Source organism: Pseudomonas tritici (genome assembly GCF_014268275.3).
GTDB classification, from domain to species: Bacteria; Pseudomonadota; Gammaproteobacteria; order Pseudomonadales; family Pseudomonadaceae; genus Aquipseudomonas; species Aquipseudomonas tritici.
The window spans coordinates 5,975,659-5,989,948 of record NZ_CP077084.1; the positions used below are offsets into that span (position 1 = coordinate 5,975,659).

13 protein-coding genes and 1 pseudogene are annotated in these 14,290 nt (G+C 60.1%); 7 read left to right on the forward strand and 7 right to left on the reverse strand.

The features are described from left to right. The first annotated feature begins 18 nt into the window (after positions 1 to 18). The 4 genes from mdtD (at position 19) to yccS (ending at position 6,565) form a co-directional block, all read left to right on the forward strand. On the forward strand, positions 19 to 1,446 hold the full coding sequence (gene mdtD, locus HU722_RS27450) for a multidrug transporter subunit MdtD (RefSeq protein ID WP_065871886.1): 1,428 nt from the start codon (positions 19 to 21) through the stop codon (positions 1,444 to 1,446). Positions 1,447 to 1,576: 130 nt separating this feature from the next. After that, positions 1,577 to 2,914 carry an ATP-dependent RNA helicase DbpA gene (dbpA, locus tag HU722_RS27455; protein ID WP_231982804.1) on the forward strand — a complete coding sequence of 446 codons (1,338 nt, stop codon included), beginning with the start codon at positions 1,577 to 1,579 and terminating at the stop codon, positions 2,912 to 2,914. A 158-nt stretch (positions 2,915 to 3,072) separates the two neighbouring features. Beyond that, positions 3,073 to 4,251, forward strand: coding sequence for a BaiN/RdsA family NAD(P)/FAD-dependent oxidoreductase (locus HU722_RS27460; protein WP_065871887.1), 1,179 nt, complete (start codon positions 3,073 to 3,075; stop codon positions 4,249 to 4,251). A 130-nt stretch (positions 4,252 to 4,381) separates the two neighbouring features. Next, positions 4,382 to 6,565: a YccS family putative transporter gene (gene yccS, locus HU722_RS27465; protein WP_065871888.1), complete on the forward strand. Its 2,184-nt coding sequence runs from the start codon at positions 4,382 to 4,384 to the stop codon at positions 6,563 to 6,565. Positions 6,566 to 6,597: 32 nt separating this feature from the next. On the opposite strand, the gene HU722_RS27470 is transcribed toward yccS, so the two are convergent. Further along, a complete protein-coding gene (locus HU722_RS27470; protein ID WP_065871889.1) occupies positions 6,598 to 7,335 on the reverse strand; it encodes a substrate-binding periplasmic protein in 738 nt (245 codons plus the stop codon). Between the two features lie 200 nt (positions 7,336 to 7,535). Here HU722_RS27470 and HU722_RS27475 point away from each other — a divergent pair, with 200 nt between their 5' ends. Continuing rightward, positions 7,536 to 7,988, forward strand: a complete 453-nt coding sequence (locus HU722_RS27475) for a GNAT family N-acetyltransferase (RefSeq protein WP_065871890.1) — start codon at positions 7,536 to 7,538, stop codon at positions 7,986 to 7,988. A gap of 106 nt (positions 7,989 to 8,094) precedes the next feature. Here the strand turns inward: HU722_RS27475 and HU722_RS27480 are convergent, their stop codons facing one another. The 3 genes from HU722_RS27480 to HU722_RS27490 are packed head-to-tail and all read right to left on the reverse strand — an operon-like array spanning position 8,095 to position 11,059. After that, positions 8,095 to 8,391: a winged helix-turn-helix domain-containing protein gene (locus HU722_RS27480; RefSeq protein WP_065880167.1), complete on the reverse strand. Its 297-nt coding sequence runs from the start codon at positions 8,389 to 8,391 to the stop codon at positions 8,095 to 8,097. Between the two features lie 19 nt (positions 8,392 to 8,410). Next, positions 8,411 to 8,911, reverse strand: a complete 501-nt coding sequence (locus HU722_RS27485) for a M48 metallopeptidase family protein (protein WP_065871892.1) — start codon at positions 8,909 to 8,911, stop codon at positions 8,411 to 8,413. A gap of 42 nt (positions 8,912 to 8,953) precedes the next feature. Next, complete coding sequence (locus HU722_RS27490; RefSeq protein WP_065871893.1) at positions 8,954 to 11,059, reverse strand: putative bifunctional diguanylate cyclase/phosphodiesterase; 2,106 nt, start codon at positions 11,057 to 11,059, stop codon at positions 8,954 to 8,956. Between the two features lie 312 nt (positions 11,060 to 11,371). On the opposite strand from HU722_RS27490, the gene HU722_RS27495 reads away from it, so the two are divergent. Continuing rightward, on the forward strand, positions 11,372 to 12,037 hold the full coding sequence (locus HU722_RS27495) for a polysaccharide lyase family 7 protein (RefSeq protein WP_065871894.1): 666 nt from the start codon (positions 11,372 to 11,374) through the stop codon (positions 12,035 to 12,037). Between the two features lie 85 nt (positions 12,038 to 12,122). Next, positions 12,123 to 12,245, forward strand: a pseudogene (locus HU722_RS27500) (fructose-bisphosphate aldolase); the annotation flags it as partial. 59 nt (positions 12,246 to 12,304) lie between these two features. Here HU722_RS27500 and fba read toward each other — a convergent pair. From fba to HU722_RS27515, 3 genes are all read right to left on the reverse strand, one after another. After that, on the reverse strand, positions 12,305 to 13,369 hold the full coding sequence (gene fba, locus HU722_RS27505; RefSeq protein ID WP_053128086.1) for a class II fructose-bisphosphate aldolase: 1,065 nt from the start codon (positions 13,367 to 13,369) through the stop codon (positions 12,305 to 12,307). Between the two features lie 272 nt (positions 13,370 to 13,641). Next, positions 13,642 to 13,974 (reverse strand): MliC family protein, encoded by a 333-nt coding sequence (locus HU722_RS27510; protein WP_065871895.1) that lies wholly within the window; start codon positions 13,972 to 13,974, stop codon positions 13,642 to 13,644. A 60-nt stretch (positions 13,975 to 14,034) separates the two neighbouring features. Continuing rightward, positions 14,035 to 14,262: a hypothetical protein gene (locus tag HU722_RS27515; protein WP_065871896.1), complete on the reverse strand. Its 228-nt coding sequence runs from the start codon at positions 14,260 to 14,262 to the stop codon at positions 14,035 to 14,037. Positions 14,263 to 14,290: the final 28 nt, after the last annotated feature.

Below are 14,290 nucleotides of genomic sequence, written 5' to 3' on the forward strand. Positions count from 1 at the left end.
GCTAACAAAAGGTTTTCCATGCCCAACCGCGTTCCGCTTGATGCCAAGACCGCCCGCTGGCTGCCGTGGGTAGTAGCGATTGCCTTCTTCATGCAGTCGCTGGACGGGACGATCCTGAACACCGCACTGCCGGCCATGGCCCGGGACCTCGCGGAAAACCCGCTGCGCATGCAAGGGGTGGTGATCGCCTACATGCTCACCGTCGCCTTGCTGATCCCGGCCTCGGGCTGGATCGCCGACCGCTTCGGCACCAAGAAAATCTTCTTCGGCGCAATCATGCTGTTCAGCATTGGCTCGCTGCTGTGCGCCTTGTCCAGCAGCTTGAGCATGCTGGTGGGCGCACGGGTGATCCAGGGGTTGGGCGGTGCGCTGATGCTGCCGGTGGGACGGTTGGTGGTGTTACGCGCGTACCCCCGCTCCGAACTGGTACGTATTATGGGCTTCATTACCATCCCTGGGCTGCTCGGCCCGTTGCTCGGGCCGACCATGGGCGGCTGGATGGTGCAATACCTGACCTGGCACTGGATCTTCTTGATCAACTTGCCGGTGGGCATGATCGGCTGCTACGCCGTGTGGAAATTTATCCCCGACCTGCGCGGCAGTGAGCGCACGCGATTCGATGGGATCGGCTTCCTGTTGTTTGGCGCCGCGATGGTGCTGATCACCATCGCCATGGAAGGCCTGGGCGAATTGCACCTGCCGCACCTGCGCGTGATGTTGCTGCTGTTCGGCGGGTTTGCCTGCCTCGCGGCGTATTGGCTACGCGCCGGGCATATCGATAACCCGTTGTTTTCGCCGGTGCTGTTCAAGACCCGTACCTTTGCCGTGGGCATTCTCGGTAACCTGTTTGCGCGCCTGGGCAGCGGCGCCCTGCCGTTCCTGGTACCGCTGCTGTTGCAGGTAGCGCTGGGTTATTCGCCGTCGGAAGCCGGGATGAGCATGTTACCCCTGGCGGCGGCGGCGATGTTTGCCAAGTCCGTCGCAAGGCCGCTGATCGAACGCCTGGGCTACCGCATCGTGCTGACCGGCAACACCCTGGCGCTAGGCATCATGCTGGCGAGCATGGGGCTGGTCACTGAAAACACGCCGTACCCGCTGCTGCTGGGGATGCTGGCGGTACTGGGGGCGATCAACTCCCTGCAATTCACCGCAATGAACACCGTCACGTTGATCGACCTTGATGACGCCCAGGCCAGCAGCGGCAACAGTTTGCTGTCGGTGGTGGCGCAACTGTCGCTCAGCCTCGGGGTGGCGTGCGCCGGTGCATTGCTGGGTGGGTTTACGGCCGAAACCGGCAACGATGGTGTGGAAAGCGTACTCGGCGCCTTCCAGCTGACCTTCCTCACCGTGGGCATCATGGCGATGCTGGCGGCGGCGATCTTCCTGCAATTGTCGCCAAAAGACGGCAAACGTGTGGCCAGCCCGGAGCAGCACATCGAGCATTAACAGGCTTCTCGTCTAGAACTTGCAGGGAAATCCCCACGAGGCTGGTACACTGCGCGACATTTTGTTTTGCAGAGCCAGTCCCGTGACTACCATCGCCACCGCTTTTAATACTTTGCCCCTGTCCGCCGCCATGCTGGCTAACCTCGACTCGCTGGGTTATGTCGAGATGACGCAGATCCAGGCGCAAAGCTTGCCGGTGATCCTCAAAGGGCTGGACCTGATTGCCCAGGCCAAGACCGGCAGCGGCAAGACCGCCGCGTTCGGCATCGGCCTGTTGAACCCGATCAACCCGCGCTACTTCGGCTGCCAGGCGCTGGTGATGTGCCCGACCCGTGAGCTGGCCGACCAGGTCGCCAAGGAAATCCGTCGCCTGGCCCGTGCCGAAGACAACATCAAGGTGCTGACCCTGTGCGGCGGCGTGTCCCTCGGCCCACAGATCGCTTCCCTGGAACACGGCGCCCACGTCATCGTCGGCACCCCGGGCCGTATCCAGCAGCACCTGCGCAAGGGTTCGCTGGTACTCGACGGCCTGAACACGCTGATCCTCGACGAAGCCGACCGCATGCTCGACATGGGCTTCTACGACGCCATCGAAGACATCATCAGCAAGACCCCGCCGCGCCGCCAGACCCTGCTGTTCTCGGCCACCTATCCCGTGAGCATCAAGCAGTTGGCCTCGAAATTCATGCGCGCGCCGCAGCAAGTGAAGGCCGAAGCCTTCCACTCCGACGACCAGATCGAGCAGCGTTTCTACGAGATCTCGCCGGAAGAGCGCATGGACGCCGTGACCAAGGTACTGGCGCACTTCCGCCCGGCATCGTGCGTGGCGTTCTGCTTTACCAAGCAGCAAGTGCAGGAAACCGTGGATCACCTGACGTCCAAGGGCATTTCCGCCGTTGGCCTGCATGGCGACCTGGAACAGCGCGACCGTGACCAGGTGCTGGCGATGTTCGCCAACCGCAGTACCTCGGTGCTCGTTGCCACCGACGTGGCCGCCCGTGGCCTGGACATTGACTCGCTGGACATGGTGATCAACGTCGAACTGGCCCGCGACTCGGAAATCCACATCCACCGCGTCGGCCGTACCGGGCGCGCCGGTGAGACCGGCATCGCGATCAGCCTGGTGGCACCGTCCGAAGCGCACCGCGCCCAAGCGATCGAGCAGTTGCAGAAGTCGCCGTTGAACTGGGACCAACTGGACAACCTCAAGCCGCAAAGCGGTGGTCCGTTGCTGCCGGTGATGAGCACCCTGTGCATTGCTGCCGGGCGCAAAGACAAGGTTCGCCCAGGCGACATCCTCGGCGCGCTGACCGGTGATGCTGGCATTCCGGGGGCCCAGGTTGGCAAGATCGCGATCTTTGATTTCCAGGCATTCGTGGCCGTGGAGCGCGGGATCGCCAAGCAGGCATTGCAGCGTTTGAATGACGGCAAGATCAAAGGCCGTTCGTTGCGCGTGCGGATCCTGTAAAGCTCTCAAGCTATATAGAGATCAAAATGTGGGAGCTGGCTTGCCTGCGATAGCGGTGGCACATTCACTGAATAGGTTGAATGGGCCGCCCTCATCTCAGGCAAGCCAGCTCCCACATTTGATTGCATTTCAGATCGATATTTTGTGAGGACATTGCTGTGCGCTCGACCGAAGTTGTGATCATTGGCGCCGGCGCCGCAGGCTTGATGTGCGCACTGACCGCCGCCGGGCGTGGGCGCAAGGTGATGCTGATCGACCATGCAAACAAGGCCGGCAAGAAGATCCTGATGTCCGGCGGTGGCCGCTGCAATTTCACCAATATGTACACCGAGCCGGCCAATTTCCTTTCGCACAACGCGCACTTCTGCAAGTCCGCCCTGGCGCGCTATACCCAGTGGGATTTTATCGGCCTGGTGGCCAAGCACGGCGTGCCGTACCACGAGAAAAAGCTCGGCCAGCTGTTCTGCGATAACAAATCCAGCGACATCCTCGGCATGCTGCTCGACGAGTGCATCCAGACGGGCGTGGAGATGCACCTGGACACCTCGATCCAGGAGATCGCCAAAGTCGACAGTGGTTACCAGTTGCAGACCACGCTGGGTGAGCTGCGCTGCGAGTCGTTGGTGATTGCCACGGGCGGCTTGTCGATTCCAACCCTCGGCGCGACCGGTTTCGGCTATCAAGTCGCCAAACAATTCGGTCATGAGCTGCTACCAACCCGCGCCGGGCTGGTGCCGTTCACCATCACCGACCAGCTCAAGGACTTGTGCGCAGAGCTGTCTGGCACCTCGGTGGATTGCCTGGTCAGCTGCAACGACCAGAGCTTTCGCGAGAACATCCTGTTTACCCACCGCGGCCTGAGCGGGCCGGCGATTTTGCAAATTTCCTCGTACTGGGAGTCCGGCGACACGGTGGAGATCAACCTGCTGCCCGACCACGACGCCCACAGCTGGCTGCAACAGCAACAGACCGAGCGCCCTAACAGCGAGCTGAAAACCCTGCTGGGTGAGATCTTCACCAAGAAGATGGCCAACCTGCTGGCGGAAACCTGGTTTGTGTCCAAGCCGATGAAGCAGTACACCCATGCCGAGATTGCCGATATCGCGCAAAAGCTTGGCAGTTGGCAACTGGTGCCGGCGGGCACCGAGGGCTATCGCACCGCCGAGGTGACGCTGGGTGGGGTGGATACGCGGGAAGTGTCTTCCAAGACCATGGAGTCGCTGAAAAGCCCTGGTTTGTACTTTATTGGTGAAGTGTTGGATGTAACCGGTCACCTGGGTGGCTTTAACTTCCAATGGGCGTGGGCCTCAGGTTACGCGGCCGCACAGTACGCCTGACGAAAGGATGTACTCGGTCAAAATGGGGTGTGGCTGGAATAAATTTTGCTGTTAGATGTGATCGCTACGCTTGCCGTGGCGTCCTTGATAGCTCAATTTAACGGCATCGTCCCGGAAGACTCCAGACTTCATGTCATCGACCTCGTTCAAGCAGTCCATGCGGCGCCTGTGGGCGCTGGATAAATTCAGCTACAGCATTCGGGTGTTCATCGCCCTCACCGGCAGCATGGCGTTGTGCTGGTACCAAGATGAAATGACGCTGCTGATCCCGCTGTTCCTGGGGATTATCGCCAGTGCACTGGCCGAGACCGATGACAGTTGGCAGGGCCGCCTCAACGCCCTGGCAGTCACGCTGGTGTGTTTCAGCATCGCCGCACTGTCGGTGGAGCTGCTGTTCCCTTATCCCTGGATCTTCGCGATCTCCCTGGCACTGGCCACCTTCTGCCTGACCATGCTCGGCGCCTTGGGCGAACGTTATGGCGCGATTGCCTCGGCGACATTGATTCTGTCGGTGTACACCATGATCGGTGTGGACCAGCGCGGTGGCGCCGTCTCGGACTTTTGGCATGAGCCGCTGCTGTTGGTGGCCGGCGCCGCCTGGTACGGCGTGCTGTCAGTCCTGTGGCAGGCGCTGTTTTCCAACCAGCCGGTGCAGCAGAGTCTGGCGCGGTTGTTTCGCGAACTGGGGCGTTACCTCAAGCTCAAGTCGTCACTGTTTGAACCGATTCGCCAGTTGGATGTAGAGGCGCGACGCCTGGAACTGGCCCAGCAAAACGGCCGGGTGGTGGCGGCGCTCAATGCGGCGAAGGAAATCATCCTGCACCGCGTGGGCAATGGCCGCCCAGGCTCGAAAGTCAGCCGTTACCTGAAGCTGTACTTCCTCGCCCAGGACATCCACGAACGCGCCAGCTCATCCCACTACCCTTACAACGCGCTGGCCGAAGCCTTCTTCCACAGTGACGTGCTGTTCCGTTGCCAGCGCCTGCTGCGTCAACAGGGCAAGGCCTGCCAGGCCCTCGCCGAGTCGATCCAACTGCGCCAGCCGTTCATCTATGACGACAGCTTCGCCGAAGCGCTGGGCGACTTGAATGCGTCCCTGGAACACCTGCGCATCCAGAGCAACCCCGCCTGGCGCGGCCTGCTGCGGTCGTTGCGCGCCCTCGCGGCCAACCTGTCCACACTCGACCGCCTGCTGGGCGACGCCAGTAACCCCGACAGGCTGGCTGATGCCACCGACAGCAACCTGCTGGACCGTGCGCCGCGCAACCTCAAGGAAATGTGGACGCGGTTGCGCACCCAACTCACGCCAACATCACTGCTGTTCCGCCATGCCTTGCGCCTGTCCCTGGCGTTGACCATTGGCTACGGCACCCTGCATGCCATCCACGCTTCCCAGGGCTACTGGATCATCCTCACCACGCTGTTCGTGTGCCAGCCCAACTACGGCGCGACACGGCGCAAGCTCGGCCAACGGATCATCGGCACCGCCATCGGCCTCACTGTGGCCTGGGCACTGTTCGACCTGTTCCCGAGCCCCCTGGTGCAGTCGATGTTCGCCATCGCCGCCGGCCTGGTGTTCTTTATCAACCGTACGACCCGCTACACGCTGGCCACGGCCGCCATCACCCTGATGGTGCTGTTCTGCTTCAACCAGGTGGGTGATGGTTACGGGCTATTCCTGCCACGCCTGTTCGATACCTTGCTCGGCAGCTTGATTGCGGGCCTGGCGGTATTCCTGTTCCTGCCGGACTGGCAGGGCCGACGCCTGAACAAGGTGCTGGCCAACACCCTGACCTGCAACAGCATCTACCTGCGTCAGATCATGCAGCAATACGCCGCCGGCAAGAGCGACGACCTGGCCTACCGCCTGGCCCGTCGCAATGCGCACAACGCCGATGCGGCGCTGTCCACCACCTTGGCGAACATGCTGATGGAGCCTGGGCACTTCCGGAAGGAGGCGGACGTAGGATTCCGCTTCCTGGTGCTGTCGCACACCTTGCTCAGTTACTTGTCAGGGCTGGGTGCTCATCGCGAAACACAGTTGCCGGCCGAGGTGCGCGAGCATCTGATCGACGGCGCCGGCAATACCTTGGCGGCGAGCATCGATGAAATCGCTACAGGGCTGGCGAACAAACAGCCGATTGCGATTCAAAGCGATGCCGAGGAAGCGTTGGCGGCCGATCTGGAGCAGATGCCGGATGAGATTGATGAAGGGCAGCGGTTGGTGCAAACGCAGTTGGCGTTGATTTGTCGGCAGTTGGGGCCGCTGCGCACGTTGGCGGCGCATCTGATCAAAGATACCAGCGCGGTCTAAACCGCTTGCTCGCGAAGAGGCCCGCGGGAGCCCTACATCCCATGCTGCTTCATCAACCGCGCATAACTCCCATCCGCCTTCATCCTGGCAATTTCCCGATCAAAGCTGGCGACAATCTGCGCATGCTCAGGGTTTTTCAGGCTGACCAGAATATGCAGGCTGTTTTCACTTAGCGGCTTGGGTAAAAACTCCACCGCATCGCGCACCCGTGCCGACTCCCGGGAAAGGAAAAAACGCGCCACATATTCATCCTCCACCGTCATCCGAACCCGCTGCGCCGCGAGCATACGCACGGCCATGGCGAAGTTATGCACTGGGACTTTCTGCAACTGCGCATCCCCATCGAACGCCGCCGAATAGGCATACCCGCGCACCACAGCGATGGGATAGTCGTGCAGCTGCTCTAGGTTCTGGAAATCGATGGGGTCGTCGCGGCGCTTGATGAAACGCACGCGGTTGAGCAGGTACTCGCCGGAGAACTGCCCCAGTTGAGTGCGAGCATCGTCGTACCAGGCGTTGACCAGCACGTCGTAGCGCCCATCGCCCACGCCCATCAACGCACGGGCCCAGGGCACCTGTTCAAAATCACTGGCATAACCCGCACGGGCCAACGCGGTGCTGACGATATCGGTGGCAAGCCCGCCGTTGATCAATGTGGCGTCAGTAAAAGGTGGCCATGCATCCGCTACCAGGCGCAAACGCTGTGCAAATGCAGGCTGGGCCAGCAACAACACTCCAATCAAAGCAACGGCACGAGAGAATCGCGGCATGCTCAAGTCCTAGGCAGGCAGGCGGTGGCCTTAGCTCAGGCAGCGCCTGAGGTTCTAACAGTAGCTCAGATTACACAAAGAAACCGGTGCCGAGCGCACTCAATGATGGCAATTTGATTTCACTCACAAAAATAACGGATTTAGACACACACGGCGGTCGCGCTTACTATCCGGAACAGACATTTATAAGAGAACACGTCATGACAGTTGAATGGGTCTGCAAACATCACGACGACTTGGGCAAGGAGCAGCTTTACGCCATCTTGCGCTTGCGCAACGAGGTCTTTGTCGTGGAGCAAAAATGCCTTTACCAGGATCTTGACGGGCAGGACTTGTCGGGCGACACCCACCACCTGATGGCCTGGCAGGATGATCAACTCGTGGCGTACCTGCGCCTGCTGGACCCGGAGTCCCAGGGCGGCGATGTGGTGATCGGCCGAGTGATTGTGGCGCCCGTGGCGCGCGGCACCGGGCTGGGGCATCGGATGATGGAAGAGACGCTGGAGCGGATTGCCGATATATGGCCGCAGACGCCGATATTTCTGTCAGCCCAGGCGCATTTGCAGGGGTACTACGGGCGGTATGGGTTCGTGGTGGCGGGTGACGAATACCTTGAGGATGATATTCCACACATTGGTATGCGGCGCGCTTGAGGGCCTCATCGCAGGCAAGCCAGCTCCCACACTTGACTGTACTCACACGTCAAAAATGTGGGAACGGGCTTGCCCGCGATAGCGTCAGCCCAGTCGCCGCCGACCTTCAGGGATAACCCAACACCTGCTTGATCACCGCCAGATTCTTCTCGATCCAAACCCGATCAATCGCCCCCCAGTTGCGAATCCGATAGTGCCCCGCATGATTGCGCGCACCGTCTTCCTGCTCGAACTCACACACGATATCCAGATCGGCCAACGCCGCAATCGTATCCTGCGCCGTGCGCCGGGGCATGCCGGTGGCGTCGGTCAGCGCCGGGACGTTGCTCGCCTGCTCACTGTCGATCAAGTAGGCCACATACAGGCGGCGGTAAAAGCTGCTCTTGGTCTTGCTCACATCCATGGTCGGTCACCTTGTGCGGTCAGGGTTTGCCCTGCAGGTCGCGGTACGTGAGGTAGACCCGCAGGTCGAATTCCACCTGATGGTAGCCCGGCATCATGTACTCACAGAGTTTGTAGAACGCCTTGTTGTGGTCCGATTCCTTGAAGTGGGCCAGTTCGTGCACCACGATCATGCGCAGGAACTCTGGCGCGGCCTCCTTGAACAGCGCGGCAATGCGGATCTCTTTCTTGGATTTCAGATTGCCGCCCTGTACCCGCGAGATCGTGGTGTGCAGGCCGAGGGCGCGGTGGGTCAGGTCCAGGCGGTTATCGAACAACACTTTGTCGATGGCCGGCGCATTACGCAGGTGTTCCTGCTTCAAGGCCAACGCGTACGCGTACAGGGCCTTGTCGCTCTGCACGGCGTGGCGTTCAGGGTAACGTTGCTCCAAGTAAGCACCCAACTGGTCCTTGGCGATCAGCTGGCGCACTTGCTCTTGGAGAGCTGTGGGATAAGCCTGGAGGTACTTCAGCGCGGTCATGGGGTCTGCAACAGGGTTCGGATGGGCGCCAGTGTAGCGAATTCAGCGCACGCGAGCGCGCGACCAGTTGGCGACTTCCTCGGCCATCAATGGCTGCGCCGCCAATGGGCCCTGGATAAACGTGCACCCATTGGCCTTGAGCCATTGAGCTTGTTCTTGGGTTTCTACGCCTTCGGCGATCACCAGTACATCGAAATGCCCGCATAGCTCGATAATGCTACGGGCCATCACCGCGTCCCGTGCGGAGCCCGGCAGGCGCGCGACCAATTGCGGGTCGAGCTTGAGGGTGTCGAACGCTAAATCGCGAAGATGCGCCAGGGAACAGTTGCCTAAACCAAAATCGTCCAGCGCAGTGCGCACACCGAGCTGGCGCAGCAACTTCAGTTGCTTGGTCGACTCTTCCAGGTTACTCATCAGGCTGTCTTCACTGATTTCCACCTCCAGCTGGCGCCCCTGCAACCCATGTCGTTCGAGTACCTGCTGCAGTTGGGTCGCCAGGTTGGGCATATTGAACTGGTTACTGCTCAGGCTCACGCTCAGCACCAGCTCATTATCAAAGCTGGCCTGCCATGCCTGAAGCTGGGCGGCGACCTGCTGGTAAATCCAGGCGCTCAGTTGGCTGATCAACCGCGCTTCTTCCAGCAATGGCAAGAACAACCCAGGCGGCACATCGCCAACACTCGGATGCTGCCAGCGCAACAGTGCTTCGACACCGCGCAAACGCCCGTCATCCAGGGACACCTGAGGCTGATACACCAAGATGAAATCCTTGTTGTGTATCGCCGTGCGCACGCTGTCTTCCAGCATCAGGCGCGAACGGGCGCGGCCATTCATTTCCTGGTCGTAATAGCGATATTGCTGACGGCCCGCACGCTTGGCCTCGTACATGGCGATGTCGGCGGCGCGCAGCAGGCCATTCAAGTCCGAGCCGCAATCCGGAAAAGTGGCGATACCAATACTGACGCCGAGCATCACTTCCAGGCCGTCCACCTGATGGCAGATCGACACGCGCTCGATCAGTTTTTCCGCAATCTTCGCCGCCTGTTCTGGGAATTCCAGCTCCAGCAGCGCGGTAAATTCATCGCCGCCCATGCGCCCGAGAATGTCGTAGGAGCGCAGGCAACCTTGCAATTGCTCCGACACCCAACGCAGTACCCGGTCGCCTGCGTCATGCCCAAGGGAGTCGTTGACGCGTTTGAAGCCATCCAGGTCCAGGTACAGCAACACCAGGGCCTGGTCAGTTCGCTCGCTGCGCAGCAGGGTGTTCTCCACTGCCTGGTGGAAACCGCGCCGGTTCAGCAGCCCGGTCAACGGATCCGTAACTGCCTGGAACTCCAGTTGCTGATGCAGGTGGCGCACCTCGGACATGTCCAGCACCGTCACTACCATCGCCTTCTGCTCGGCGGGCAACGGCGCGCAAGACAACGCCACCGGCACCTGCTGGCCACGATTGGTACGCAGGAGCGCATCGTGCAGGCGCCAAGTGTCACTCTGGCGGTAAGCGGCATACATCAGCGAGTCCGGCCAGGTCTGAACATGAGGCTTTTGCAGGAACCCCAGGAATTCCTGGCCCTGCAGTTCGTCCATCGTGGCATTGAGCAAACGTGATATCGCCGGGTTGGCGTACTCGATCACGCCCTCCTCACTCACCACTAGGATGCCTTCAGCGGCGTTGTCCAACACCGAGGCATTAAAGGCGCGAGCGGACTCCAAATCATGACTCAGGCGCTGCAAGGCCCGGCGATTGCGCTGATGCTCCAGTAACGCCTGGACCTTGGGCTTGAGGATGTGCGGGTCAAAGGGTTTGAACAGGTAATCGATGGCGCCGATGGCGTAGCCTTCCTGCACGGCGGCAGGCGACTGGACGTTGGCGCTGAGGAAGATGATCGGCGTCATCCGCGTACGTTGGCTGCCGCGCATCAGGCGGGCCACTTCAAAGCCATCCATGCCGGGCATCATCACATCCAGCAACACCAGGTCGACTTCGTGCGCCAGCAACAACTCCAAGGCCTCTACGCCGGAGCTCGCAGTGACGACCTTCCAATCGTCACGCTGTAAAAGTGCACGCATGCTGATCAGGTTTTCCGGATAGTCATCGACCACCAAGAGAACCGAACTGCCATCGCCGTGGTGTGGAGCGCATTCCATGCTACGAATCTTCCTTAGGAGCTGCTCCGGTCACTTCTGGGAAAAAACCCGGACAAACAATGAGGCCTCACTCTATCCCCGGTTCCGAAAAATCAGAAGTAACCGCAGTGCCATCATTGCGTCAAAGTTCAGGAAGCCGACTAACGGTCAGTGCCTGGAGGCCACGGCCCATGGGAAACATGGCTTTTTGGCATTCCCCTGGCGCCAATAATTTGCCAGCGTTTAATTAACAAGCGGGTGGCGACCGCCTATAAAGAACCTGTCTGGCCCAAGGGCCATAGCCTACACCCCTCTGTAAAAAGGCCTACGCCCATGATTGACCTTTCCACCTGGAACCTGAGCATCCCCGTCGGCTCCCCGCCCGCGACCATCGACACCCCCAAGCTGATGAGCGGCTTCAAAGACCAATACTTCCAGGCCGAAGGCAGCAACGTGCAATTCTGGACCCCCGTCACCGGCACCCGCACGGAAAACGCCGTGTACCCACGCAGCGAACTGCGCGAAACCTACGCCGACGGGCGTCTGCGCAACTGGACCTACCCGGATGCCGACAACTTTTTGCGTGCCACCCTGACGGTCAACCAAGTGCCCTCCACCGGCAAGGTCGTGATTGGGCAGATCCACGCCTATGACAGCCAGAAACCGTTGATCAAGCTGGAGTACCAATTCAAGGAGAAGACCCAGGCCGGCAACATCGTCGCCAAGGTGCGCATGCGCCCGGATGACGGTGAAGGTCGGGTGATTACCGTCGCGTCGAATGTGCCGCTGGAGAAGAGCTTTACCTATGTGATCAATCTCAACAAAGCCGGGCTGCTCAGTGTGTATGCGGCGGATGGAGAGTGGAATGAACGCATTGGTGCGGCGTGGGGGTCAAAGCCGTTGTACTTCAAGGCCGGGGCGTACGTACAGGACAACAGTGGGAATACCAAGGAAGGCGCGCGGGTGACGTTTGCTAAATTGGATATTGATCACGAGTAAGCATCGACTCCTGTCTTGCAGGCCTAGTCCTAACGAGCCCACAGATCATTCGCACGCTTGAATACGCCAATGATCCGTGTGGGAGCCGAACTTTGGCGAGCGCGACCTGAACAACGTAGCCAATACGGCGCGGATTCTGGTGCAGGACGTGAGTGATGCGTTTCGCGTAATCGAATACCGTGGTTTTGATAAGCCCACCGCAGCCTGATCAAATTCCAGGCAAAAAGAAGCCCGCATCACTGCGGGCTTCCTTTTAAACGCCTAGGCTCAATTCACCTTAGCGTTCAACTCACCTTTCAGGTAACGCTGATACATCGCTTCCAACGAAACCGGCTTAATCTTCGAAGCATTCCCCGCCGTGCCAAACGCTTCATAACGCGCGATACACACATCACGCATAGCGGTCACGGTGGCACCGAAGAACTTACGCGGGTCGAACTCGCTTGGGTTGGTGGCCATCAGGCGACGCATCGCACCGGTGGACGCCAGGCGCAGGTCGGTGTCGATGTTGACCTTGCGCACGCCGTACTTGATGCCTTCGACGATCTCTTCAACCGGTACGCCGTAGGTTTCTTTGATGTCGCCGCCGTACTGGTTGATGATCGCCAGCCACTCTTGCGGCACCGAAGAAGAACCGTGCATCACCAGGTGGGTGTTGGGGATGCGTTTGTGGATTTCCTTGATGCGGTCGATGGCCAGCACGTCGCCAGTGGGCGGCTTGGTGAACTTGTAGGCGCCGTGGCTGGTGCCGATGGCGATGGCGAGGGCATCAACTTGGGTCTTCTTGACGAAGTCGGCGGCTTCTTCCGGGTCGGTCAGCATTTGGCTGTGATCCAGCACGCCTTCGGCGCCGATGCCGTCTTCTTCGCCGGCCATGCCGGTTTCAAGCGAACCCAGGCAGCCCAACTCGCCTTCAACCGACACGCCGCAGGCGTGAGCCATGGCGACGGTTTGTTGGGTAACGCGTACGTTGTACTCGTAGTCGGTTGGGGTCTTGCCGTCTTCGCCGAGGGAGCCGTCCATCATCACCGAGCTGAAGCCCAGTTGGATGGAGCGCTGGCACACGTCAGGGCTGGTGCCGTGGTCCTGGTGCATGCACACCGGGATGTGCGGGAATTCTTCGATCGCGGCGAGGATCAGGTGACGCAGGAACGGTGCACCGGCGTATTTGCGCGCACCGGCCGAAGCCTGGACGATCACGGGGGAGTCGGTCTTGTCAGCGGCTTCCATGATGGCGCGCATCTGCTCAAGGTTGTTGACGTTAAAGGCTGGGACGCCGTAGCCGAACTCGGCTGCGTGGTCCAGCATTTGACGCATGCTGATAAGTGCCATTGTGTTGTCTCTCCCGGTCGAGGGTCGTTAATCGTGCAAGCCTGCCGTAGCGGCGGCTGCTATTCAAGTTATTGCGGGTCAGGGTTTGCATGCCTGGCCTGCTGAATCGTTATTGCAGTGTCCGGTTCGCAACTTATGTCACTGTGGAACCGGATTAATGTGCGAGCTGGCTTGCCTGCGATAGCGGTGTATCAGTCAATATTTTTTTTGCTGACCCTCCGCCATCGCGGGCAAGCCCGCTCCCACAGTTGGATCTCATCAAATTTGAGACCTTATTGGGCTTTGCAACCGCGCCCGATCAAATCATCAGTCGCGACCCAGTAAACCAGGCCTTCCTCACCCTTTGTGTGAAACGCCAATTGGTCGTTGGCATACAACACGCCCGAGGCGGCAACGTCCTGTTTGAGGCGGTAGACCTGATCAGAACCGCCGAGGCGTACATCCACCTCACTGCGGGCCTGGTTGGCAAAGCGCCAGTTGACCTCGGCCTTGCTGTCGCAGGTCCAGGTGGTCCACTTATCGGCCGTTTCTGCCTTGTTGAACATATTCATGCTGCTGCAGCCGGCCAACAGGGCCAGGGCTGCCAGGGCGAAAACACCTTTCATTGCCAATCCTCACACGGGGGCCTTGGGCCACCGATGCAGTCGGTTAGTTGATCAGACCCGTCAAGGGCAACCCTGTTCCTGACCGTTGGGCGCGGAGTCGTATTGCTCCAGCCGCTCGTTGCCAAGGCGCTTGTTAATCACCGGCATGGTCTCGGCTTGCCAGTCAGCCTGGTAGCAGCTTTTTTTCGGCTGCGCTCCCGGCTTTCCAGGCTCAGGCGCAGCGCTTGGCGTGCTACCGCAGCCGGCCAGCAGGCCCGCTGCGATCACCAATGCCAACGACTTGATCATGGGAATACTCCTTTTCCGGATCACGCGC